At 38.6% G+C, this 26,334-nt stretch carries 17 protein-coding genes and 2 pseudogenes; 14 read left to right on the plus strand and 5 right to left on the minus strand.

Going from position 1 to position 26,334, the window contains the following annotated elements; genetic code table 11:
* Positions 1-135: 135 nt before the first annotated feature.
* The 6 genes and pseudogenes from ATS76_RS11900 to ATS76_RS11925 all read left to right on the plus strand — a co-directional run bounded on the left by ATS76_RS11900 (position 136) and on the right by ATS76_RS11925 (position 6,733).
* Positions 136-1,206, plus strand: coding sequence for an efflux RND transporter periplasmic adaptor subunit (locus tag ATS76_RS11900; protein ID WP_058552314.1), 1,071 nt, complete (start codon positions 136-138; stop codon positions 1,204-1,206).
* A gap of 10 nt (positions 1,207-1,216) precedes the next feature.
* Positions 1,217-4,276, plus strand: a complete 3,060-nt coding sequence (locus tag ATS76_RS11905) for an efflux RND transporter permease subunit (RefSeq protein ID WP_058552315.1) — start codon at positions 1,217-1,219, stop codon at positions 4,274-4,276.
* Positions 4,277-4,758: 482 nt separating this feature from the next.
* Positions 4,759-5,538, plus strand: a pseudogene (hisF, locus tag ATS76_RS11910) (imidazole glycerol phosphate synthase subunit HisF).
* A pseudogene (gene hisE / locus ATS76_RS11915) lies at positions 5,529-5,872 on the plus strand (phosphoribosyl-ATP diphosphatase). The pseudogenes hisF and hisE overlap by 10 nt, the downstream one beginning before the upstream one ends.
* 142 nt (positions 5,873-6,014) lie before the next feature.
* Positions 6,015-6,530 (plus strand): hypothetical protein, encoded by a 516-nt coding sequence (locus ATS76_RS11920; RefSeq protein ID WP_058552316.1) that lies wholly within the window; start codon positions 6,015-6,017, stop codon positions 6,528-6,530.
* A 14-nt stretch (positions 6,531-6,544) separates the two neighbouring features.
* The gene (locus ATS76_RS11925; RefSeq protein WP_082664349.1) at positions 6,545-6,733 is read left to right on the plus strand and encodes a DUF1289 domain-containing protein; all 189 of its coding nucleotides are present in this window, start codon (positions 6,545-6,547) and stop codon (positions 6,731-6,733) included.
* A 17-nt stretch (positions 6,734-6,750) separates the two neighbouring features.
* On the opposite strand, the gene ATS76_RS11930 is transcribed toward ATS76_RS11925, so the two are convergent.
* The 4 genes from ATS76_RS11930 to ATS76_RS11945 form a co-directional block, all read right to left on the minus strand.
* The gene (locus ATS76_RS11930) at positions 6,751-7,410 is read right to left on the minus strand and encodes an NADPH-dependent FMN reductase (RefSeq protein WP_058552318.1); all 660 of its coding nucleotides are present in this window, start codon (positions 7,408-7,410) and stop codon (positions 6,751-6,753) included.
* A 68-nt stretch (positions 7,411-7,478) separates the two neighbouring features.
* Positions 7,479-8,750, minus strand: a complete 1,272-nt coding sequence (locus ATS76_RS11935; RefSeq protein WP_058552319.1) for an O-acetylhomoserine aminocarboxypropyltransferase/cysteine synthase family protein — start codon at positions 8,748-8,750, stop codon at positions 7,479-7,481.
* A gap of 430 nt (positions 8,751-9,180) precedes the next feature.
* Positions 9,181-11,268 (minus strand): sensor domain-containing protein, encoded by a 2,088-nt coding sequence (locus ATS76_RS11940; RefSeq protein WP_058552320.1) that lies wholly within the window; start codon positions 11,266-11,268, stop codon positions 9,181-9,183.
* Positions 11,269-11,422: 154 nt separating this feature from the next.
* The gene (locus tag ATS76_RS11945; protein ID WP_058552321.1) at positions 11,423-13,204 is read right to left on the minus strand and encodes a M61 family metallopeptidase; all 1,782 of its coding nucleotides are present in this window, start codon (positions 13,202-13,204) and stop codon (positions 11,423-11,425) included.
* A gap of 205 nt (positions 13,205-13,409) precedes the next feature.
* Here ATS76_RS11945 and ATS76_RS11950 point away from each other — a divergent pair, with 205 nt between their 5' ends.
* The 6 genes from ATS76_RS11950 to ATS76_RS11975 all read left to right on the plus strand — a co-directional run bounded on the left by ATS76_RS11950 (position 13,410) and on the right by ATS76_RS11975 (position 20,485).
* Positions 13,410-14,945, plus strand: a complete 1,536-nt coding sequence (locus tag ATS76_RS11950; protein WP_058552322.1) for a GGDEF domain-containing protein — start codon at positions 13,410-13,412, stop codon at positions 14,943-14,945.
* A gap of 65 nt (positions 14,946-15,010) precedes the next feature.
* Entirely contained in the window at positions 15,011-16,354 is a 1,344-nt protein-coding gene (gene ppnN, locus ATS76_RS11955; protein ID WP_058552323.1) for a nucleotide 5'-monophosphate nucleosidase PpnN, read from the plus strand.
* A 10-nt stretch (positions 16,355-16,364) separates the two neighbouring features.
* Positions 16,365-17,138, plus strand: coding sequence for a flap endonuclease Xni (gene xni / locus ATS76_RS11960; protein ID WP_058552324.1), 774 nt, complete (start codon positions 16,365-16,367; stop codon positions 17,136-17,138).
* A 69-nt stretch (positions 17,139-17,207) separates the two neighbouring features.
* Positions 17,208-17,594 carry a DUF3192 domain-containing protein gene (locus ATS76_RS11965; protein WP_058405152.1) on the plus strand — a complete coding sequence of 129 codons (387 nt, stop codon included), beginning with the start codon at positions 17,208-17,210 and terminating at the stop codon, positions 17,592-17,594.
* A gap of 7 nt (positions 17,595-17,601) precedes the next feature.
* Complete coding sequence (locus tag ATS76_RS11970) at positions 17,602-19,290, plus strand: hypothetical protein (RefSeq protein WP_058552325.1); 1,689 nt, start codon at positions 17,602-17,604, stop codon at positions 19,288-19,290.
* A gap of 187 nt (positions 19,291-19,477) precedes the next feature.
* Positions 19,478-20,485 (plus strand): isocitrate dehydrogenase, encoded by a 1,008-nt coding sequence (locus ATS76_RS11975; protein WP_006793428.1) that lies wholly within the window; start codon positions 19,478-19,480, stop codon positions 20,483-20,485.
* Positions 20,486-20,538: 53 nt separating this feature from the next.
* Here the strand turns inward: ATS76_RS11975 and ATS76_RS11980 are convergent, their stop codons facing one another.
* Complete coding sequence (locus ATS76_RS11980; protein WP_058552326.1) at positions 20,539-23,553, minus strand: immune inhibitor A domain-containing protein; 3,015 nt, start codon at positions 23,551-23,553, stop codon at positions 20,539-20,541.
* 481 nt (positions 23,554-24,034) lie between these two features.
* Here ATS76_RS11980 and ATS76_RS11990 point away from each other — a divergent pair, with 481 nt between their 5' ends.
* A complete protein-coding gene (locus tag ATS76_RS11990) occupies positions 24,035-25,762 on the plus strand; it encodes an acetolactate synthase 3 large subunit (protein ID WP_058405149.1) in 1,728 nt (575 codons plus the stop codon).
* The gene (ilvN, locus tag ATS76_RS11995; RefSeq protein ID WP_006793425.1) at positions 25,762-26,259 is read left to right on the plus strand and encodes an acetolactate synthase small subunit; all 498 of its coding nucleotides are present in this window, start codon (positions 25,762-25,764) and stop codon (positions 26,257-26,259) included. Before ATS76_RS11990 ends, ilvN begins: the two co-directional genes overlap by 1 nt.
* Positions 26,260-26,334 lie beyond the last annotated feature (75 nt).

Below are 26,334 nucleotides of genomic sequence, written 5' to 3' on the forward strand. Positions count from 1 at the left end.
CTTTTAAAGTAGTTATAGTTTAATAACTTACATTTCAGGTAAATTCGAAAATAAACGCAATTGGCTATTTTATAATTTTTACTGATTAAAAAATGCCAAAAATTAACAACGCACTTTTTATTTAAGGTAAGCCATATGATCAAAACACGTTGTTTTACTCAATTTAATTTGATTAGTATCACGTTTCTACTTTTATTAGCCGGTTGCTCAGAAAGCGAAGTCACTACAGAAAAACAAAACGAACCGCGTGCGGTTAAACTAATAACCATAGGTGATGAGTCGCAATCAAAAACGTTCACCTACCCCGCCACTATCGACACTATAAATAGCTCAAAGCTTGCTTTTCAAGTTAGCGGAAAGTTAGAAGCGCTTAACGTTATTGCTGCACAAAACGTAAACAAAGGCGATGTAATTGCTGTATTAGAACAACGAAACTTTATTAATGAGGTCAAGTCGAGCAAAATTCAGTTTGAAACAGCCGATAATGATTACCAACGTGGTTTGAAGCTCGTTAAAGATGGGGTTATTTCACAACGTGATATAGAGCAACTAAAATCTAAAAAAGAAGTAGCCGAATCGCAATATGACTCAGCGCAAAAAGCATTATCTGACAGTAAAATTATAGCGCCTTACGATGCTATTGTTGCAGAAGTACCGGTAAAGCAGCTTGAAAACATAAGTGCTGGGCAACATGTTGTTACTTTATTTGGTAAAGGTGAAATGGAAGCGGTGGTAAATATTCCCGCGTCTATTGTGGCCACAGTAGATTCTAAGCAGAACAATGTAGCCTCAGTAATTTTACAAGATGTATCAACTGCTCCCATTCCTGCAACATTTAGACGAGCCAATTTAGAAGCCGACTCAGCGAGCCAAACCTATGAAGTACGATTTGCCTTTGCTGTACCAAATAACCTCAATATATTGCCTGGTATGAATGCTAGTCTAAAAATAACCCGTGAAAGCAGCTCAAATACAACTCGCTTACTAGTGCCAACCTTTGCTATTTTTGAACAAAACGGAGAGCACTTTGTTTGGACGGTTGACGCTAAAACAATGCAAGCTTCTAAAGCTCCCGTTAAAATTGAAAATGGCATTGGCGAGCAACTCATTGTCACTGACGGTTTAAAAGCCGGGGATGTAATTATTGGTGCAGGTGCAAACTATGTGACTGAGGGTATGAAAGTACGTCCTTGGACTAAAGCATAGGAGCGCGATAATGGATTTAGCAAAATGGACAATCAATAATAAGTTAATTAGCACCATACTCATTATTTTAACTCTAGGATTTGGTTTTTCATCCTATAAAAACATGCCTCGCTTTGAAGACCCCGAATTTATAATTCGTACCGCGCAGGTGTTTGTTTCGTATTCAGGTGCAAGCCCACTAGAAGTTGCAAAAGAGGTCACTGAGCCGCTAGAGCGTGCTATTCAAGAACTGCAAGAAGTTGATACTATATCATCTACTTCATCTACGGGTTTATCTGAAATTAAAGTAGAGATTAAATCAGAGTTTTCTCCGACTAAATCTGAGTTGCAAGTTATTTGGACTAAGCTCAGAAACAAAATAAATGACACACGTCCAACATTACCGCCTGGTACTGGCACGCCACAAGTTTATGATGATTTTGGTGATGTGTATGGCTTAAGTTATTTAATTACCGCCGAAGGATACTCACCCGACGAGTTACATGCCTACGCTAAAGATTTGCAAAGTGACATTTTACAAGTAGAGGGCGTAGCCAAAGTTGCTATGACAGGCGTGCAGCAAGAAGGCATATTTGTAGAAATAGCCCGTGAAGAGTTAGCCTCTTTAGGCGTGTCTATTAATAATATTTACGGCATTTTAGATGAGCAAAACGCTGTATTGAGCGCTGGTAACACTCAAATTGGCGATCAACGTATTTTTATTGACCCTACTGGGGAAATAAACTCCGTTGATACCATTAAAAATCTATTGGTCAGTGCTAGCGGTGAAGGTAAAACAATTTATCTTAAAGATATTGCCAATGTATACCGTGGCTTTCAAAGCCCAGCAACCAAGTTAGTCCGTTATAACTCTAAACCTGTAATTTCACTTGGGGTCGCCAGTGTATTGGGTGCTAATGTGGTTAAAGTATTTGACCGCGTTGATGACAGAGTGAAACAAACTGAAAACCTCAGACCGCTGGGTATCACAGTGCATGAGTTTTACCACCAAGGTAAAGTAGTACAAGATTCAGTCGACAACTTTGTAGTGAATGTTTTAGTCGCACTGGTGATCGTAATGGTTACCCTGCTGCTATTTATGGGTTTGCGCTCAGGAATTATTATTGGCGCCGTACTACTGCTAACCATTTTTGCGACCCTTGCTACCATGGATTTTAGCGGCATACCCATGCATCGTATTTCGCTTGGTGCGCTTATTATCGCGTTAGGCATGATGGTTGATAACGCCATTGTAGTAACCGAAGGAATTTTAGTCGGTACACAAAAAGGACGTAAAAAGTTAGAAATTGCTAGCGAAGTTGTAAAGCAAACTAAATGGCCATTACTAGGTGGTACCTTAGTAGGGATTGTTGCCTTTGCGCCTATTGGCCTTGCTCCAGGTGATACCGCCGAATTTACCGGTCATTTATTCTGGGTAATTTTAATCTCTTTATTATACAGCTGGCTATTTGCCATTACCCTAACCCCCTTATTTTGTTATTGCTTGTTTAAAGAGCAAGATAACGATACCTCAGGCTCAGCGAAGCCAAATAAACTTATGGCACTTTATCAATCGGTAGTGGTGTCAGCACTGCATCATCGCTGGCTCAGTATTACCGTTGTAGTTGCCACCTTTAGTGTGTCTATGTGGGGATTTCAATTTGTAAAATCAGGATTTTTTCCAGCTTCTACCACACCACAAATGGTGGTTGATTTTTGGCTACCGCAAGGTACCGATATTGAAAAAACCAAAAAAGACATGCTCAAGTTAGAGGAATTTGTAAAGCAACAAAATGGTGTTGAAGGTATCCAAACCCTTATTGGTGGTGGCGGGCTTCGCTACATGCTTATTTATGGTAGCGAGTCACCAAACAGCTCTTACGGGCAAATTTTAGCCAAAGTCGATGACTATAAAAAGCTAGATAAACTCTTACCAATCGTACAAAACTACATTGACGATAACTTTGTTGATGCTCAGGGCAAAGTATGGCGTTTTGTAATGGGCCCAGGTGGTGGCTCTAAAATAGAAGCCACATTTAAAGGCCCCGACCCAGATGTATTAAGAGAGCTAGCTGCACAAGCAAAAGGAGTATTAATTGATGATGGTGGCGCCTTGTCTATTAAAGATACATGGCGACAACGCATTAGTGTTATTGAACCACAGTACTCTGCCATTAATGCGCAGCGCGCTGGTGTAACGCGTAAAGCGGTTGCTGAAGCCTTACAGCAGAACTTTTCTGGTCAAGTGGTTGGACAGTATCGTGAAGGTGAAGAGCTCATTCCTATTATTGTTAGAGCACCACAATCGGAACGTGTCGACATAAACGATATTGGCAACATTCAGGTACAAAGCAATATCACTGGTGAAACACTGCCCCTAGCGCAAGTAACCAATGGGTTTAAAACTGTCTGGCGCGATGGCATTTTAAAACGTGAAGACCGCGAATGGACTATAAAAGCTCAAGCGGATCCTCTGCCGGGTGAACTAGCCTCAGAGTTATTTAATCGGGTAAGGCCTAAAATAGAAGCCATTGACCTTCCTCAAGGGTATCGACTTGAATGGGATGGCGAATACGGACAATCGAAAGAGTCTAACGAAATGTTGGCCTCAACTATTCCAATGGGCTTTTTAGCCATGGTGCTGATTGTTATTGTGTTATTTAATGCTTTAAAACAACCAATTATTATTTGGCTGGTTGTGCCATTAGCCTTAATTGGTGTTGTGTTTGGGCTGGTAACCACACAAATACCACTAGAGTTTATGGGTATATTAGGATTACTGTCGCTCTCTGGTTTGTTAATTAAAAATGCCATTGTATTAGTAGATCAAATGGACATGGAAATTCGCCAAGGTAAACCTGCATATAATGCCATTATCGACTCGGCAAATAGTCGGGTAAGACCGGTAATGATGGGCACTCTAACCACGGTGTTAGGGGTTATTCCACTGTATTTTGATGCATTTTTCCAATCAATGTCTGTGGTTTTAGTATTCGGGTTACTGTTTGCTACCTTGCTTACATTAACCGTAATACCTGTTCTATACGCCATTTTTATGAATGTTAAACAAGACGAACAGGCAACTAATTAAACGCCAACAAAGATATGGCCATGCTTAGTAGTAAGTCATGGCCTTTTTATAAGCTTTGAGCAAAATAATTCATATAATTATCACAATTAACTTTTAAAAAATACTGCATATACAACATACCTTTCAAACCTTATAGCTGCTAAAAACGCCCTCAGATACGGTTATTCTTTTTCAAAATAAACATTTTAATTTTAGTATTTTATAAATTTAAATAAGCATTGAAGCGGATATTTTTTTAAGGCATTAATTATCACTTTAAGTTCTAGCTTTAAGTATTAACATAGCCGGAGTTCTATTATATGGTGAGGCTAAGAATTCATTGCATAGTAATGCATTAAGATTCATTCATTAAATTAACTATTCAAATTTATCAAATAAATAACATATCAAGTGCAGTCTATGCGTCTTCTATTTAGTCATACAAACGATAAATGTAAAAACAGCTTTATTTCAAATCAAAATTTTAAAAACTAGGCATTCTCATGTTATCAAAACGCATAATTCCTTGTTGAGATGTAAAAGACGGCTAAGTCGTTAAAGGGGTTAAATTTAAAGGCTACGAAGTGGTTGGCGATGTACTTACCCTAGCTAACGCCTACAGCGAAGCCGGTGCTGATGAACTTGTGTTTTAAGAGATCAGTGCAAGTGTTGAAAAACGGTTACTCGATGTTAATTGGGTTGAAAACATTGCCCGCCATATCGATATTCCATTTTGTGTAGCCGGTGGCATTAAATCGGTAGCCGATGCAGCTCGTGTGCTTGAACATGGCGCTGACAAAATCAGTATTAATAGCCCTGCAATTGCGCGTCCAGAGCTAATAAAAGAATTACATGATGAGTTTGGCAAGCAGTGTGTAGTTGTTGGCATTGACAGCTTTTTTGACGAAACAACCGGTGAATATCTTGTTTATCAGCTTACTGGCGATCCTAATGCGTCAAGCCGCACCCGTTATAAAACCGAAGAATGGGTTAAACGCGTACAAGACTTAGGTGCAGGCGAAATCGTTTTAAATTGTATGAACCAAGATGGTGTTCGCAACGGTTACGACAACGAGCAACTCAGCAAAATACCCCAGCTGTGTGATATTCCTTTAATCGCCTCAGGCGGTGCAGGCAGCATGCAAGATTTTGTTGATGTATTACAACAAAGCCAAGTAGATGGTGCGCTCGCAGCCAGTGTTTTTCACAAAAACGTGATAAACATCGGTGAACTAAAACAATTTTTAATCGATAACCAAGTGGCATCAAGACTATGCAAGTAACCTTAGAAAACCAAACTCAAGTTGCTTTCGCTAAAAGCGAGATGATCCCTGCCATTGTTCAAGATGCCCGCTCTGGCGTAATTTTAATGCAAGGCTTTATGAACAGCGAAGCGCTAAAAGCTACACTGCGTCACTGTTCGCAGAAGACTTAAGCCGTAGCTTTCAAAAAGTAGGTGAAGAAGGTGTAGAAGTGGCACTTGCGGCAATGAAACACGACAACAATGAACTTACCAACGAATCGGCCGATTTGTTGTATCACCTTGTTGTACTATTACAACGACAAGAGTTAGAGCTCACTGCTGTAGCTGCTTGCCTACAAGGTCGTCATAAGTAAATATAACGATTACTGTGTGCGCAATTATTTGGCGCACATCGTTATAAAAAGCCATAATTTTTCTTTTTTAATTCAGACTCTCAATAGCATTTATTCTCTACCTTAGGTATCCTTGGTAGCAATTACAAAAGGATAGCGCACTATGAAAACTTATATATCGCTTATACTCACGGGCCTTATTTTATCTGGCTGTAGCAGTTTAACCAGTGAACAAAAAGCCAAATTAGACAGCTTAACGCCCTGTGAAAAAATGGATGGCTTAATAACCGAATTCGATAATCGCTTTGATGCGTTAAAAGACACTAAAGTACAAAACTCATATTTAGATGTATGGACTGCAAAGTACAACGTATTTGGCGATAACTGCCAAGTGACTAGCTTTAACAATAAAACTGTGACCTATCAATGCCAAGAAAGCTACAAAGATCAACAACAAGCGGTAGCTATGCATCAACAAGCAGTTGAACTTACTCGCCAATGTTTAACTAAAAAAAACAACTGGTTAGAAACACAAAAAGAGTCAGAAACGTCGCTGCGTACCACCTTTGTACTTGATGATAAGTCGCCGGTTATTTCTGTTTATACCAGCAAAACGTTATCAAAAATTAAAACTTGGTCGACCTCTTTAGAAGTAGGAAAGCCCGTCGCCACTAAATAATGACGAGAGAATTTATGCGCCAAACACCCATTAAACAATCCACTCATTTAAAAACAGACTGTATCGGTGAATGTTATAGAATGAATGGCTACTGCACTGGGTGCGGGCGCACTAGCGATGAAATATTCGACTGGATTATTTTAACTGACGAACAAAAGCAAGCAATATTGACCTCCCCCCGCGAAGACGCAAACAAAGACTAGCTTAAATTTATCAACTGTTAAGGCGCATTACGTTGTGATGGGTCTCGTTTAAAATCCTTGCTTAATTGCTTAGGATCTAACGCTTCACGTTGTTTGCTGGCGCCCTCAGCCCACCACATTAATTGATTAAAGGTGCGCGAAAAATAGCTATCCCACGATGTTTGCTCTTCCCTATTGTTTACTTCACCACTTTCAATAAACACGTCTTGCGCTTTTGGTACATGGATCATTGCTGATACGGGTAAACAGCCCAGTTCACTTAAAAAACTGCGCATGCCAACAGCAGCACGTACGCCGCCCCACTGCCCTGCAGAATAGGTAACAATAGCACTGGGTTTATAGCCAAATAGAGAACTTCCAAAATGGTTTAACAAATTAGCGAGTGCCGGACTCATAGAATGATTATATTCAGGGCTTACCATCACAAAGCCATCGCTGGCTTTAACTTTTGTCGCTAAATCATCAAGCCGTTTAGGTACCTCAGCCTGCGAATAGGCAAAGTGCGGTTTAAACACAGGGTCTAAATCGTAATCGAGCGGATCAATAAGCTCTATTTCATGCTTAGAGTAATGCTCAAGCAAACAACACTCACATGCTTTTGCTACCCTTTCCCCTAAACGCGCAGGCTTAGGTGGAGTACTTTTTCTAACCGAACCGAGAAAGATTAAAAATTTCATGTATCGGCACTCCTTTTTAATTACAAAAATAAATACCTCAAAAAAGCTTGAGGTACTTACCGTACGATTTAGGCTTTATCGAGTGCTTGGCTTACATCGGCAATAATATCATCAATGTTTTCAATACCCACCGATAACCGAATTAAATCGCGGCTAACGCCAGCATTAGCAAGCTCTTCATCATTTAATTGGCGGTGCGTAGTAGATGCTGGGTGACACGCCAGCGATTTCGCATCGCCAATATTCACCAAACGTAAAATCATGTTTAGGGCATCAATAAACCGCGTACCGGCTTCAAGGCCACCAGCAATACCAAAACTTAAAATACCCGAAGCCTTACCATTGGTAATTTTTTGGCTCATTTCGTTATACGGGCTTGATTTTAATCCCGCATAATTAACCCAAAGCACCTTAGGGTGACTCTCTAGGTATTCAGCAATTTTTTGCGCGTTTTCGCAGTGACGATCCATTCTTAGCCCCAACGTTTCAAGGCCAATTAAAATATCAGAGGCGTTTTTAGGCGCAAGCGCCGCACCGGTGTTTCTAAGAGGGACAACGCGGCAACGCCCAATAAATGCCGCCTCAGCAAACGCATCGGTATACACTACATTATGGTACGACGGATCAGGCTCATTCATCATCGTAAAACGGGTGGCATTGGCTTTCCAATCAAACTTGCCCGAATCAACAATCATACCGCCAATCGCGGTACCATGGCCGTTAATATATTTAGTGAGTGAGTGCACCACAATATCGGCACCTAACTCAAATGGACGACACAGATACGGCGTAGCCACGGTGTTATCTACAATTAAAGGCACTCCTTTACTGTGGGCAATTTTTGCTAGGCGAGCGATATCAACTATATTCCCTGCAGGGTTACCAATCGACTCACAAAATACCGCACGCGTATTGTCATCAATAGCATTTTCAAAACCGTCAAAATCATCGGCTTTAATCATTCGCGCTTCTATACCTTGGCGTGGCAAGCTGTGGGCAAATAAATTATAAGTACCGCCATACACTTGGCTGGTGCTGACAATATTAGTGCCCACTTCACATAAACATTGAATCGCATAGGTAATCGCCGCCATACCCGAGGCAACAGCCAGCGCACCAATGCCCCCTTCCATTGCAGCAATACGGTGTTCAAGTACAGCATTGGTCGGGTTCATTATGCGGGTATAGATATTTCCAGGTACTTTTAAATCAAATAAATCAGCACCATGCTGCGTGTTATCAAACGTGTACGATGAGGTATTATAAATAGGCACTGCTGCTGATTTCGTGGTTTCTTCAGACTCGTAACCATGGTGTAGTGCTAAAGACTCTAATTTCATAATTAATTCCTTTGGTAAATTATTAAAACATACCACTTAAGGGAAATTAAATGCACGTAAAAATATAAATTCATAAGAAAAGAATAATATAACCGTTAAAGCTATAAATTAAGATTAAACTAGTTAATTTGGTTTTAGAGTGCCTAGCAGCTAATACTAGAGCATGAACTAAACTTGTTACTTCTTATTGTCTATTAAATTGTCACCTCAAAACATAGCAGACGCTGAATCCGAAGTGCAGATATAACTCAACCAATTTAAGAGCGATAGCACAATCAAAACCTTAAAAATACGCGCTCATGCCGCAATATGTGGAAGTAATTAATTAAACGAAGTCTTCAATCGATTTATGTTTGAATTCGAAAACCGTATATAAAATGTTATTTAAACACAGTAGTTACATCGCACCCTTTACAATGTTTACTGTAAGTTAACTATAAAAACGTATCGAAAAATCAATGAGGTCTTGCTCAGGTATTGGTTTACTAAAGTAATACCCTTGGGCAAAATCACAACCAAGTTCTTTTAATATTGTGAGTTGTTCTTGAGTTTCAACTCCTTCAGCAACCACTCTCAAGCCTAAACCATGCGACATGGCGATTGTTGCCTCTACTAAGCTGTAGTCTTCATTGTTTTCAGTAATCCCCCCAATAAAACCACGATCTATTTTTAATACATTAAACGGGTATTGCCTTAAGTAGCTAAGTGATGAATAACCCGTCCCAAAATCATCCATGGATAGAATAACCCCTAAATTTGTGATGTTGGTTAAGGTATCAGTAATGGTGGACTCTCCAGTCATCAACACTCCTTCTGTAATTTCAAGCTCAAGGTTTTTAGGCTCAATATTCGCATTTAATAACGATGTTTTAATAAAGTTAAACAGACTTAAATCTTTAAATTGACTTGGAGATAAATTTACAGCGATAGTAAAATTTTTATTTAACTTTTCTACGTTTTTCCATCGTTTGAGTAAGTGAAGTGATTCTTTAATAACAAACTCACCAATAGAAATAATTACGCCTGTTTTTTCTGCAATAGGAATAAACTCATCTGGTGCCACGCTACCGAGTACAGGGTTTAGCCACCGCAGTAATGCCTCTGCACCTGTAATTTCATTGTTTTTAACATCAAATTGCGGTTGGTAATAAAGAATGAATTCATTGCGCTGCAGAGCACCTCGCATTTGCTCTTCTATTGCTAAGCGTCGTTGAATAACGGTATTCATTTGACTGGTAAAAAACGAATATGTGTTGCGCCCCAGTGCTTTTGCCTGATACATCGCTGTATCTGCATTTCTGAGTAAATCAGAAGCTGTTTTGCCGTTATCTGGAAATATTGCCACACCAATACTAATTGTTAACATTAACTCGCGGCCTTCAATTATGAAGGGGTTTCTAAAATTTTGCAGGATCTTCTCAGCAATACCCACTGCATTTTGCTGAGTAGAAACCCCTTTAGACAGAATTATAAATTCGTCTCCTCCTAGTCGACCAATTGTATCTGCTTTTCTCAAAGCGTTTTGCAGGCGGTTGGCTGTTTCAATCAAAACCTTATCGCCAGCCTCATGGCCAAGTGAATCATTTATTTTTTTAAAGTCGTCTAAATCTAAAAAAAATACCGCGGCTTTTTCATTATTGCGATCGGCTTCTATTGTTACCTGTGATAATCGATCGAGGGCTAGTAAACGGTTTGGTAATTGTGTAAGGCTATCAAAATAAGCTTGTTTACGAATTAATTGTTCTGATTGGTGTTGTTCGGTAATATCTCGAATAATTATCATTATTTGGTCATACTTAGAGACTTTATTTATTCTTGCCTCAAAGTAGGCTAAGCCTTGGCGTACTGTAAGCTCATATTTAAATGTCACCATCTCTTCTTGTTCAATTGCTTTAGCGATATGTATTTCGAATTTTTTAGCAACACCCTTTGGTAAAATATCAAACATATTATTACCAATAAACTTTTCAGGGGATACATAAAGGGTATTTTTGTTATTAGTATGGTAATCAATGATGATTCCATCATGATCCATTAAAAAAAGTAAATCAGGGATAGCTTCAAAGATTGTTTTCAGCATTTGCTCTTTAAAAGTAGCAATGGCTTGGGCCTTTTTTACATCCGACAAATCAATGTCTATACAATACATTTGCTTGACTTTAAATTCATTTTCAAACATTACGTGGCTTGAATAAACGTATATATCAGTTCCATTTTTATGCTTAAGTAGTATTTCTGCAGCGGGTATTGCTACGCCTTCCTTAATCCACTTTGTATGAGCCTCAACTACCATGTCTTTCATCGGAGCGGGTATGATAAGTTCTTCTAACTTCTTTCCAAATGCTTCTTCTGATTTAAAGCCATAAAGCAATTCACTTCCCTTGTTCCAATACACAACTCGTCTTTGTTCATCATAACCTTGCACTGAAATTGAATTTACACTTTCAAATAGTTGGTGCAATGAATCGTTAGTAACAAACTGTTTAGATAATTGATTAACAACTGTGCTGGAACTCATATTGTGGCTATCTCCTATAAAATTTCCTCATTTTATAATAGAAGTTAATTGTTGAATTTCCATACACATATATTCAAAAGTAAGCTTAAGTGTATTATTCACTGTTAAAATAATAAAAAAGGAGCCTTAGCTCCTTTATTAGTGTTGTTAAATCTTATTTAACATCATTTGGGTGCTCAACACCCATCCATGCTTTAAAGCGTGCTTTTTGATCTGTAGTTGCTTGAGGATTTGCTGTTACCTTTTTGGGCTTATCAAACTTTTCAGTTAACACTAAGGTAAGGCTTTGTAGTGAATCACGACGAATAAAGTCAATGGTTACCTTATCTGAAGGACTAAAATTTTCAAGGGTCGACTTCAGATCTTTTCTTACGTGATGCTTGTTTATAGCTACGATTTTATCGTTAGTCGTTAAACCCGCTTTCCAAGCACTACCACCACGTTGAACATGTGTTAATGTTAAAAGCTGCCCGGTATTTTTAGCTACTGCATCTATGCTGGCAACAGCCTTAGCGTCTTTGGGTCGCTCAAAAACTAAACCTACTTTATTGAGTAATTCGTCAAAATCAATTTTTGCAGGTGAATCAACATACTCTTTCCACCAGTTTGAATAATCGAGACCCGTCAGGTTTTTTAAAATGCTTAGTACGTCTTTTTCATTAAAACCTAATGGTAACTTATGGTTGTTATAAAGTGCTTTATGCACATCACGGTAACTGACTTTACCTGCTGTTTTTTCTAGTAGGTTAATATCAAGCACCATTGACAACAATGAGCCTTCTGAATATATATTAGTACTGTAATTACGTCCGTGATCTCCACCTTGGTTAATCCATTTATCAAAACTTGTTTCACTGGCACTTTGAACTTCTCTGCCTGGTGTTTGTAAGTGTCTATTTATGGTTTTTGTAAGCCCTTTAAAAAACTCATCCGTTGTCTCAATTCCTGAACGCACTAATAAATGGTCCTCAAAGTAACTTGTCGAGCCTTCTGCAATCCAAAGTAATTTTGAATAATTCATATTAGTATAATCGTAAGGTACCAATCCCTCTGGACGATATGCTTTTACATTCCAAGTATGAATAAATTCGTGCGCAGCCGTACTAATAAAGCCTAAATAATCTTCACGAGAGCCAAATCGATCGCGCGGCCTTTGAATTATGGTCGAATTTAAATGCTCGGTTGCACCACCAGCGCCAGAGGTTGCATGCACCATAAACACATAGCGCTCATAGGGGTAACTATCCCAAATTACATTGCCCGTTGTTACTAGCTTTTTAAGATCACGGAGCATTAATTCAACGTCGTAATTACCTTCCCCCCAAATTACTAATTCGTACTCACGCCCTTCAACGTTAAATGAGTGAAGCTGGTTAATACCTGTTTCGATAGGCGAGTCCACTAGCACATCATAATTAGCTGCTTTGAATGAATGAGTAGAATCTAAATTACCCATTCCAGATACTGAACGCCACTGTTTAGGAACCTCTAAATTAATCGTTACAGGCTCTTGACGAAATGATTCGCTAAACATGAAAAAACCAGAAGCGTCTATAAAAGCGTGACTATCATCAATGTGGCGAGCACGCTTACCTAGTTCATTGGCGTAAACCTGATACCCTACACTTACTTCTGTGGGTGTATCAATATGGACACGCCATGTACTGTGATCAATTTTTTCCCACTTTAAAGGGTTACCCTCTTTATCCGTTGGGTTAAAATAACGTACTCCATTGGCAAGATTAAGAATTTCATAACGACCGGAGCGCCAAGAAGGTAATTTAATATCAAGATGAGCTTGTGCTGACTTAGGAAATTGAACGCGAACATCACCCAAATGATGTTGGGGTTCATCTATACTCAATGAATAATTAACATCAGCAAAAGCAGATGCAGATAACGCAGCACAAATTGATAAAACTAATAACTTTTTCATATGAACTCTATTAAAGACCTTGATTGCCTCCAAGGTTATCAAGCGAACATTTAAATGTGAATTAAAAGCGATAAACACTCATTTATACCAGTTTGTACGCACTAGGCTGATAAAAATATAGAGTTTTTACCGAGATAACTACACTTAATATAAATTTGTTGTAGACTTAGAGTAATAAAATTACAAATCATGGTGGCTTGCCTAGGTGTCAGAAAAATCTACTGCTACAGAGAGAAAACTAAAACAAGCAATTGGTGCGCGCATGGCACTGGAAGACGCGCGAAAACATCAAGTAGACACCCTCTCTATTTTTTCATCTAAATTATCCTTAGCGTGTAAGGGTCTTGATACGGAACTTGACAACAGACTTGCTAACTTTAGAAGCGCACTCAACAAAGGCGTTGGTTTTGATGATTTATCCCCTTTAATAGACGAAACAATAGAGCTGTTAAAAAAACAAGAGTCCATTCAACTTTCGCAACAACGTGACCTACAAGAAAGTGTTTTATCAGCGGGCAAACAACTCCAAAAAACCAAAGGCTTGCCAGAAGGCACACGCCGCTCGTTGAGAAATTTACTCGATCACGAAATGAATAACGTTCATTCCACTCATGACTTTATTCCGATACTGGAAAAATTAATTAGCTTTTATCACCAGGCGCTAAACACAAAACTACGTGCAGATAGCAAGATTACTTGTGAAGCGACGCCTGCATTAGCACAAAAACTACTTGAACTTGCTAACGACTTAGTTCTTGAAGATGAAGCAACAGTAGAAATTAAGCGTATTAAAAGCATTATATCTGAAAGCGATAATTTAGGCTCATTGCTCGATACGGCCATAAACATAATTACTGTTGTCGTAAAAAATATAAATAAAGAACGAGAGTCAGCTCAAAGCTTTTTATCGTCGCTTAACCAAACAATTGAAGAACTGCATAAATCAATAGTCGCTACAAGTAAGCATTCAACGTCAATGGGGGCTGAGTTTGAGACCCTCAATAAAAATATTAAAAGTAAAATAGAAAACTTAAACGAAAAAACACAATCCGCTACTTCTATTTCATCTTTAAAAGAGCTTGTTGATAATGAACTAAAGTCGTTAACTCAAGACTTTATGGCAAAAGAAAAACTAGAACGCCAAGACAGGGAAATACTTGTATCGAGTTTTAATGAGATTAATGGCCGTATTGGTACGCTTGAAACAAAACTAACAAAATACAAAAAGCGCTTAAACGATCAACGCTTTAAAAGCCTACTAGACGGCTTAACAAAATTACCTAATAGAGCCGCTTTTGACGAACGCTATAACCACGAAATGCATTTATTTAATGTTCAGCAATCAAATGTTACGCTGGTTGTTATAGATGTTGATCATTTTAAATCAATAAACGACAGGTTTGGCCATACAGCTGGCGATATTACGTTGCAAGTGATTGCAAAAGCATTACAAAAGACGATACGCAAATCTGATTTTATAGCGCGATATGGCGGTGAAGAATTTGTCCTATTGATGAGTGAAACCACAGTTGATAATGCGGTTGCACCGCTTGAAAAACTCAGAAAAGTTATTAAAAATATTCCGTTTAAATTTAAAGATAAGCAAATTGAAATAACTATCTCCGTAGGCGCTACGCAGTTAAAAAAAGGGGATACCCCAATTAAAGCTTTTGATAGAGCTGACGATGCTTTGTATGAAGCCAAAAATACTGGTAGAGACCGCCTTTGTATAAGTAAATAATGCCATACGGGTATAAATAATGTATGGCTCAGTAGTAATTTACATAAATAGCAAGGAGTACGCCCATGTTAATACAGTTAAACCCAACTGGTGTATTAGATTTACTATCTCAGTTAGAGGTTGATTTATTAGAACAATCCTCAACTAGCGAGCGTTATAAGTTATTTAGAAATTGTGTATTAGCGGTACTTAATGTAGGCAGCCATACCGACGAAAGTTCGCAAATATACGACAAGTATAAAGACTTTGACATTCGCTTACTCAGCCGAGAGCGCGGCATAAAAATTGAGCTTGAAAACCCACCTCAAACTGCCTTTGTAGATGGTGAAATAATCACCGGTATACACGAACACATATTTTCAGTTATCCGCGATATTTTATTTATTTGTCAAAAGTACGAAAAAGATCTGCAAGAACAAAAAGCCATTACTCATATGGTGTTTGACATGCTTAGAAATGCGCATGCGCTTCGTGTAAATAGCGAGCCTAATATGGTGGTTTGTTGGGGCGGGCATTCAATAAACGAAATTGAGTATAAGTATACCAAACAAGTAGGTTATGAATTGGGCCTGCGTGGATTAAATATTTGCACTGGTTGCGGACCTGGAGCAATGAAAGGTCCAATGAAAGGCGCTACTATAGGCCATGCAAAACAACGTATTAAAAACAATCGTTATTTAGGGCTAACAGAGCCCAGCATTATTGCAGCAGAACCCCCTAACCCAATAGTAAACGAACTCGTTATATTGCCAGATATAGAAAAACGGTTAGAAGCATTTATACGTACAGCCCATGCAATTATTATATTTCCAGGCGGTGCGGGCACTGCCGAAGAACTACTGTATTTATTAGGCATTTTATTGCATCCAGATAACGAAAAGCAGTGCTTACCCGTTATTTTAACCGGACCAAAACAAAGCAAAGATTACTTTGAAAAACTGTGCGAATTTATTGAAATGACGCTCGGAAAAGAAGCGCTAGACAAATTTGAAGTTATTATTGACGATCCCAGTTTAGTTGGACAAAAACTAAAATCTAAAATGGCTAATGTTCGCGAGTATAGAAAAAGTGAAGGCGATGCATACTATTTTAATTGGACGCTTAAAATTGATAACGATTTTCAGCAGCCCTTTGCACCTACACATGAAAACATGGCAAACCTAGATTTACACTTGGATCAACCAAAACAACAGCTTGCAGCAAACTTACGACGTGCATTTTCAGGTATTGTTGCCGGTAATGTTAAAGATGAGGGAGTAAGCGCCATTAAACAACATGGACCTTATACTCTCAATGGTGAACCTGCATTAATGCAAGATATGGATGTACTTTTACAAGCCTTTGTTGACCAAGGCCGCATGAAATTACCTGGTAGTAAGTATACTCCGTGTTACAAAATAAAAGCATGAGTCATATAGTTTGAAACCTCATTTATTATTAATTGATGCGCTTAATTTAATTAGGCGCATTTATGCAGTTGATGTAAACCAAAAACACAACAACGAAGAGCAATTAATACTTACGTGCAGTGAGCGTGTAGCTCAAGCATGCAAAAAACTGCTTCGCATAACGCAAGCAACGCATGCAATTGCAGTGTTTGACGGAGATAAAAGTTGGCGCTATCACTTTTATGAACATTACAAACACTCAAGAGCCCCGATGCCCGAAACACTAAAAGGTGCGTTATATCATTTTAAATCAGCAATTGAGGAAACCGGTATTATTGTGTTTGAACCAATAAATGATGAAGCTGATGATATTATTGCTACGCTTGCTTGCAAAGCCGCTGATAAAAAAATAATGAATACGATTGTATCTACTGACAAGGGATTTTTACCGTATTTAAACAATGAAATACAGATTTATGATTATTTTAAAAGGCAGTATTTAGATGAACCCACAATGGAAGAGCGCTTTGGTGTAGAAAAAAATAAACTCGTCGATTTTTGGGCACTTGCAGGCGATAAAACGAATGACATACCTGGTGTAAAAGGAGTTGGTATAAAATCAGCTCAGCAGCTTGTTAATAATTACACCTCTGTAAATGAAGCATTGAGTGATGAATTACTAAACACAGCGCTACGCAAAAAACTTGAAGCCAATATGGACATGTTCGTTATATCTAAACAATTGGTTAGTTTAAGAACAGATATAAATTTAGGGTTTAGTTTAAAGCAGCTTAGGCTTAATTAGTCGCAAGTAAATAGCGTGTATTTATAACAAAACGTATACTAATACCCGTGGTAGCATTTAAGGTAAATAGTGTTGAAAAAGTTTATACGGTATTTAATTTTAGGGTTGGGGCTATACGCGCTCATTGCAACCTTAGTGATTGCTTTTTACAAAGACGATCCACAAGCAATGATTTGGCAAGATCGAGAATCATTTAATAAGCGCTACATTGAAAAGCTTTCGCTAGATTCTCAAACTACACTCAACACCGTACTTGATTACCTTGGTAGCCCAGACTTAACATTTGCCAAGCGCGATAATGAACAAGTATTACAAATTATTTTTTATCGCACGCAGCATATTACGTCAGACGGTATAACAACGATGGATGAATGCACGGGCTTATTATTTAAAAATGGCCAGCTAATTTTATGGGGACCAAGTGCATACAGTAAATATCAGGAAGAAATTAGGTGAAGGCATAATGGATGAGCCCCTTGCAAATCGTTTAAAACAACTGCACGAAAATACGCAGCGTTTTTTAATTGGCTATAATAATAAAGACCATTGGCAAGCCTTATACCCTATGGCCTGTAAATTAGCCGAACAGTATAGAGTCTTATACGAACACTGCCCTAATGCACTACTATCCAAATTAACGTTATTTAATTCCCACTACAGCTATTCAGCTAATTTAGTGATAAGCCAGTGTGTCATTACTGCAAGCTTATGTGCTAGCCAAAATTACGACAAAAAACTAACCGAACTTTACATAAACGCCGCACTTGTGGAGCATTTGTGTGTCTGCTCGCAACTAAACAAGCTAGCTGAACAATCTGAATTTAGTGCTAACGATAAAAAGATTTGGCAGCTGCGTCATCAATTTGCAGCAAAAATAATGTTAAGCTGTGGCAATAGCGCTGCACCGATTACACATATACTCGCAAAACTAAATAAATATAAGCAAGCTCTCGTAAATACACCAAAGATAATGCTCTACGATGGTGGAATTACGCTTGTTGCACTCGCTAATATAATAGCAATGAATATAACCCATACCCCTGCTAAAAAGCACATAAGCTTTTATCAGGCCTTGTCCGATTTATATTTACGCACGCCAAATATTTTTGCACAACATTTAATTAAATCTTACGTTGCCCACGTAGGGGCATTTTTGGCTGGTAGCCGAGTTGTGTATCAAGATCAAAATATGATTTATCTAGCGACCGATAAACAAAACAGGCATATATTAGTTACCCCTGCAAATAAACAAAAATTAGCTTGGTTTAGAGTAAAAGCGACATTAAAAGACAACCCCAAACAATGGAAATGTGCAGATAAAAAGCTTCTATACAGTGTATGGAACAGCGAACATATTACTATTAACGAGCAAGGCTGTTTAAATAAATCAAACCAACTAATTGAGTTAATAAGCCAAATTAAAGTTAACCATGAATATAGTTTTAAAGGTTTAAATAAAATAATGGCTCATCATCCCGAGATTGTTACGCGAGTGTGTGAAGCCGTTAAACCTTATAATAAAGAACATCAAGCAGCTAAAGATCTGCGCCATAGCTTGTCTATGGTTGGATACAATAATGCGCCTGCTATTATTCAGCGCGTCGTATTTGAGCAATTGGTTAATTCAACACCCCACCCACTACAAAAGTTTATATTAAATCGACTAGACTGTTTGGTAAAAATAATGGCTTTATTGGTAACACACAATAAGCAGTACCAATTTGAGCACATCACTTTACCTTTGTACGCATATACTCATTTTTTGTTAACCCAATGCAGTACTCGCTTAACACGAAAAATAGCTATCGATGAAGCGCCAAACAAAACGTTAAGCACTCCATTTAGTGCATTTTTTGGTGTATCTAATATTAATAATGAGCATGTAAAAGCATTGCTTTTGCAATTACTAAGCGATAACCCTTGGGCAAACACGTTGTTACAGGCAGAGCAAACAGCAAAAAAACAGCTAACAAATGAGCATAAGCTATGGGTTGCTTTAAAAGTGATTGCACAACGGGTTTTCAAACCTGAGCTAAAATTAACCCCATGGCAACAGCAAACTCTGAGTGAGCAACTAAGACTAAATGGCTGGGATGATGAGCGACCTTTTTACGCCCAATTAGCGGGTTTACAAATATATAACAATATTTAGTTCGTTTATTACCACTATAAATAGAAGTTATACCCATTATTTATTCTATAAACTGGCAAAATAAGTGGTAAATTGGTATAAATGCGCCCTTAAAATTTTCAATCATTCACATAAATGACCTAACAAGCAGTTACTCTTTTAGAGTAATTTTTTTATGTGCACATCAAACTCTTTAAAGGAAACGTTAATGGCCAAACAAACCATCACAGTGATCAAAGGCGACGGCATCGGTCCGAGCATCATCGACTCAGCACTTGAAATACTAAAAGCCGCAGGATGCGATTTTGATTATGAATTTGTTGATGCTGGCCTAGCCGCTCTTGAGAAAACAGGTGAGTTACTTCCACAAGAAACGATCGATACCATTGCTAAAAACAAAATTACACTTAAGGGTCCGTTAACTACGCCTGTAGGTGAAGGTTTTACGTCTATCAACGTAACACTTCGTAAGCAATTTGGGTTATACGCAAACGTTCGCCCTGTAAAATCATTTGTGGGCACTAAAGCTCGTTACGATGATATTGACATCATCACTATTCGTGAAAACACACAAGGCATGTACTCAGGTGCAGGCCAAGTAGTGAGTGAAGATGGCAATGAAGCTGAAGCAAAATCAGTAATAACACGTGAAGGTGCTGAAAAAATCGTAACATTTGCTTATGAACTTGCAGTGCGTGAAGGCCGTAAAAAAGTAACCGCTGTTCACAAAGCAAATATTTTAAAGTCTACGTCTGGCTTATTTTTAAAAGTTGCTCGTGAAGTAGCTGAGCGTTACCCACAAATTGAATCAACAGAAATGATTGTTGATGCAACATGTATGAAGCTTGTAATGACACCTGAAGAATTTGATGTAGTTGTAACTACAAACTTATTTGGTGACATTTTATCAGACCTATGTGCTGGCTTAGTGGGCGGTTTAGGTATGGCACCAGGTGCAAATATTGGCGAAGATGCTGCAATTTTTGAAGCTGTGCACGGTAGCGCGCCAGATATCGCAGGTAAAAACCTAGCAAATCCTACTTCGGTAATTTTAGCGTCTATTCAAATGCTAGAGCACTTAAATATGGGTGACACAGCAGAGCGTATACGCAGCGCCGTTGCTGATGTAATCAAATCAGGTGACCGCACTACACGTGATTTAGGTGGCAGCCACGGAACAACTGATTTCACACAATCAGTGATTGACCGTCTGTAATTTAATAGGACGTTCAAAAAAGCCAGCGTTTAATGCTGGCTTTTTTATGCCGTTTAAAAACGTTTTGACCTAATTGAAATTAACAACATTAAAACTAATAACCCCCCAAGCGCCCCTCCACTAGAGCTTGTACCATTATTATTTTCTGGCTGTGCTACGCTTACCGACAAGTTAGCACTGATAACCTCACCCGTATTTGTGTCTGTTATGGTTAAAGCCACAGAGTAACTGCCAGCACTTTGATACGTATGACGTGGGTTTTGAACTTGGGATAGGTCGCTGCCGTCACCAAAATCCCAACTGTAAGCATAATTTTTAAAGCCACCTATCGCATCTGCATTAAATTGAACCGTTAAGTTATTCGTTGAAAAAGAGGTATTAACTGCTAGTGGAACATTAACGTTTACATTTACGTTTTGAGATACCGACACCCCTTGGTCATCAGTCACGGTAAACGACACTGAATAATCACCCGAGTATAAATAGTTATGTGAAACGCTTTGTGATGCTAACGAACTGCCATCGCCTAAATTCCACTGGTAACTGTACGGCGCTAACCCTCCTTCAACGTCAGCTTGTGCTGTTAATAGCCCTTGTGTTATTTCGTAATCAATTGCAGTGATACTCAGGGGAGCAACAATGGTTACTGTCGTTGTTGCTGTCTGCTCATCGTTGCCGTTACTTGCTGTAAATTTAACATCATAGCGTCCGTAACCTTCAAAAACGTGCGAGGGGGTTAATTCAAAACTTGTTTTTCCGTCACCAAAATCCCAAATAAACGTGTCAGATGGTGAAAGCGTTAACCCTTCTACTTTAAAATCAGCTGTGAAATCTGAGAGCGAGTAACTAATACCATTTAATGGCTCATAATTTAATAATATTTCAATGCTTTCATTATTGCTTTCTTGGTTTGTGAGCGTAAAACCAAAACCAACTTGTGGTAATGTAACACCCGATTCTGCTTGTTGTGCAAAGCTGAAGTCCGTCTTATCGCTAAAAGAACTAATAGCAGATAAGTCATTATCTCCTAGCCCAGCTCGCTGAGCATAAAGACTGAATGCGGCATCTCGTACCTGAATAGCTGTATTTGCTGGCGATTGCGTGCCTCCTTTATTGATAGCACGCTGATCTGCGTCAACAACCAATGCAAAACCACTACCAGGATGCTCTGTTGTGTTGTTATCCGTATGTGATTCATCGCTATACCATAGTAATAATCCTGGCGAGTAACCTTCTTTTTGTAAGCCACTATCTACACCCGAATAGTCACGCAACTGCAGGTAGTAATACGATGGCCTAGCAAATACATAACTACCCACTTTTGAAAAGCCGGCTAAGGTGATAGTGCTTTGAGTTTCTGCGTTATTTTGCCAAATTAATGAACCACTTTGCTCAATACGCATATCGTCAATAACAAAGCCATAATAGTGCGTATTAGCGTCTGTTAAGTATTGTACTTGCAACTCTATTGTTTGCCCTGCATAAGCAGATAAATCAAATTGGTGTATTAAATAACCGTTAGGAAGTTGCGCATCAGCATTTAAAAATGAATCGCCTGTAATATAAGGGCCAATATTGCCATAGTAAGGGTTTATAGATTGTGTATAGTTGCCAGCAATAGGCATACCATTAACCTTTATTTGGACTAGGTCGTAATCTTTCTCAATACTGTAAAAGGCAACAAAGCTCAGCATAAGCGACTCAGTTGTACTTGGTAAATTAATGGTATTTACTAAACTCGTATTAAGATTATCGCCAGTATTTGAATAATATTGAAAAACACCTTCTACCGGGGTTTTAAATTTTTCAAGTTTTGGTGGTAATGTAACCTTTATTTGGCTTTGTAATATAGATGTACTTGCTGCATTATTTATCACTTGCACAGCATTGGTATTAATCTCATCCATATCAAGGCTGAGCTGGTTTACCCAATTACCTTGGTAGCGTGTTTGTAGATACTCTAGCGCATATGGGCTGAACATGACCGGCTCAGACCCTCTGGGAGAACCCGCCCACGTACCTGATGACATAACAGACCATGAAGCAACGGGTTCACCAACCGTATTAGACTGTAAATCATATTCATCCTTTAAACCTAAATCGTGTCCAAACTCATGAACAACAACACCAATGGCTGCATCAATAGGATTTATTGTGTAACCAAATAGCTTAATGTCACTACCAACAACTTCAGAAGGTTGACTATTTTCGTCTAAAACATAAAAGCGATGTGACCAAATAGCATCAGTGGCTAAATAACCACCGCCCGACTCTTCACCAATACTAGAATGAAAAATCATAACATGATCGATTATCCCATTTGGCTCATCGGTAATACCGTCACCGTCTATGTCATCAAGGTCGGTTAAATCATAGTCTGCTAAATTAATATTAAATTGGGCAACCGCTTTTTCCACAGCTTCTTGCACTAGGCTTGGAGCGTCTTTATCTCGGGTGGAGCCTAAACGTTCACCGTAAAATTTAGCATTATTATTTGCAGTTACCCACCCGTAAACTTGCCCTTCAAAATTTAAGCTGTTGCCCGAAGCAGCTGCATAATACTCAGCCGCAGACAAAAGAGTCTCTCCATTAGGACCTTCATATCCGCTCGAATTAAACAACATCTGCTGGTAATGTTCGGCTGAGTAATCGGCATAAAACATGCCTGTATCTTGAGGAGTTAACTGGTTTTTGTCGTGTTTTAAGTTAGGAAAATCAATTAAAATAGTTAGCACTTTAACTGTATTTACTCGCTCATCAGGAACTAAGCCTGTTGAAAAACTCGGTTGTTGTTTAAACAAGGCCTTATTTTGTAACGAGTTATACGATGATATGCCTGATGATTGACGAAACCCATTTTTTAACGGCAGTTGCAGTGGTGATTGATTACTGATGAATTCATTATAAGAAGCTTCTAACTCATCGGGAGTTAAACCCTCTTTTTTATTAAGCCAATACAAAATACGTTCTTTGTTAGTCACCCCTAAATCGTGCGGAGTCGGTGCTTTAGCAGTAGCGATAGTGCTAAAAAACATAGTAAAAAAAGTAAGTAACGCTATTTTGTTCACTGTGTGTTCCTCAAACAGATTGTTAGACACATCATACCTAATAACAATCATTTAAACAGGTTATAAACTAGCTTAAAGTATATGCTAGCAACCTATTTTTGCTTAAGCCCAAAACAACAGCAAGTAAATGAAAACAAACAAATTGCATATTATCTCCTTAAAACCTTTAAATACCATTCAAATAAAGCATTAAAAAGCCAAAAAGACCCAGCAAATGAATTTAAAATGCAAAAATACACATTCAAGGTTGACATACACACCTAAAACACTTAAAAATAGCTCTATACAAAATTTCACATCAAAGCAGTGTTTTGCTAAGTAGAGTAAATAACTATGAAAACACAATTTAATCTTCTAGTCGTTCTCGTACTGGTCTTAGTAATAAGCCCAGCGGGGATGTATTAAAAGGTAATACTGCTTTTTAAAAACCCTCGCTTTAAGCGGGGGTTTTTTTATGCACAAAAAGCGCAGAGGAATGAGGATGAGCAAACAAGAGTATAATGGCTCTGAACTAGTCGTTCAGGCATTAAAAGAATTAAAAGTAAAATATATATTTGGCTACCCTGGTGGCTCGGTATTAGATTTATACGATGCACTTTTTCAACAAAATGACATTGAACACATCTTAGTTAGGCATGAGCAAGCGGCAACACACATGGCTGACGGTTATGCACGTGCTACCGGAGAAGTCGGTGTCGTTCTTGCTACCTCAGGCCCTGGTGCAACAAATTGTATTACGGGTATTGCAACCGCTTATATGGACTCTATTCCAATGGTTGTATTATCAGGACAAGTACCCACTAGTTTAATTGGTGACGACGCCTTCCAAGAAACAGACATCGTTGGCTGCTCTCGCCCAATTGTAAAACACAGTTTTAACTGCAGAAGCGCGCAAGAAATTCCAGCTATTTTGGCAAAAGCGTTTTATATTGCAAGCACTGGCCGCCCTGGCCCTGTTGTAGTTGAGCTACCAAAAGATATGCTAAATCCGACAATCAAATTTGAATACGACTTTCCTACAACAACTGAGCTTCGAACATATAGCCCAAATACAAAAGGCCACTCAAAACAAATTAGAAAAGCAGTGGCTGCTATTTTGGAAGCTAAAAAGCTAGTTATATACTCTGGTGGCGGGATTATTATTTCAAACACATCTGAGCAATTAACTCGATTAGTAGAATCATTAAATGCGCCCATAACTAACACCCTAATGGGGCTTGGTGGTATATCAGGAGTCCACCCTAATTTTATTGGTATGCTAGGGATGCATGGTACTTTAGAAGCAAACAAAGCGATGGCTAACGCCGACGTTATACTCGCATTGGGTGCCCGCTTTGATGATCGGGTGACAAATAATGTTAAAAAGTTCTGCCCTAACGCCACTATTGTTCATGTTGATGTAGATCCAACCTCGATTTCTAAAACCATTAAAGCACATATCCCTGTTGTAGGCTGTTTAGACACGGTACTTAAACAACTACAAGATGGCATAGATAAAAGCACAATCCAAATAGATCGCAGTGCACAAGAGGATTGGTGGCGACAAATTATTAGCTGGCGTGAACAAAAATGTTTGGGATATAAACAACAACCATCTGAAAAAATTAAACCTCAAGCCGTTATTGAGGCCCTTTATAAAGCAACTGAAGGAGAAGCTTACATAAGTTCTGATGTTGGGCAACACCAAATGTTTGCAGCACAATATTACCCATTTAAATACCCTCGCCAATGGATAAACTCTGGTGGCCTAGGCACTATGGGCTTTGGTTTACCCGCCGCTATGGGTGTTAAGCTTGCATTTCCTGATAAAGAGTCGGTATGTGTAACAGGCGATGGCTCTATTCAGATGAATATTCAAGAACTTTCTACGTGCTTACAGTACAACTTAGCGGTTAAAGTGGTTTCTCTCAATAACCGTTCATTAGGAATGGTTCGTCAATGGCAAGATATGGTGTATGGCGGACGTCATTCTTCCTCGTATATGGACTCGTTGCCTGACTTTATAAAATTAGTTGAAAGCTATGGCCACGTTGGCATTCAGGTAAACACGCTTGAAGAGCTTCAACCCGCTATTGATAAAGCAATGAGCATAACTGATCGACTCGTATTTTTAGATATACTTGTAGACGAGAAAGAGCATGTATACCCAATGCAAATTAAATTAGGTGGCATTGACGAAATGTGGTTACGTAAAGGAGTAAAAGCATAATGCGTCGTATTTTATCGATATTATTAGAAAACGAACCCGGTGCACTATCTCGTATCGTAGGGTTATTTTCGCAACGGGCATACAACATTGATAGCCTAACAGTGGGTACCACTGACGATCAATCTTTGTCTCGTATTACGATAACAACAATGGGTGATGACCGAATTGTTGAACAAATTACCAAGCAAGTAAATAAGCTAGTTGATGTTCTAAAAATTATTGATTTAACTGAAATGAGCCACATTGAACGCGAACTACTCCTCGTAAAAGTATTTGCACAAGATGAAACAACGCGTGCAGCGGTAACGCGAGTGGTCGATGTGTTTAAAGGTGATATTTTAGATATGGGGCGTCAGAGTTATAGCTTACAACTTGTAAGCAGCACAGATAAAATAGAATCATTTTTAGATACGTTACGCCACGAAACAGACATCATAGAAGTTGTGCGTTCAGGTGCAGTTGGAATTGGCAGAGGCGATAAAGCCTTAAAAGCCTAACTTTACTGATACGGAGCCGTTTCAATACGGCTTTTAGAATATAAAAAAAGGGCTTAATAGCCCTTTTTTCAATTA

The organism is Pseudoalteromonas sp. 10-33 (genome assembly GCF_001469195.1).
Classification (GTDB): domain Bacteria; phylum Pseudomonadota; class Gammaproteobacteria; order Enterobacterales; family Alteromonadaceae; genus Pseudoalteromonas.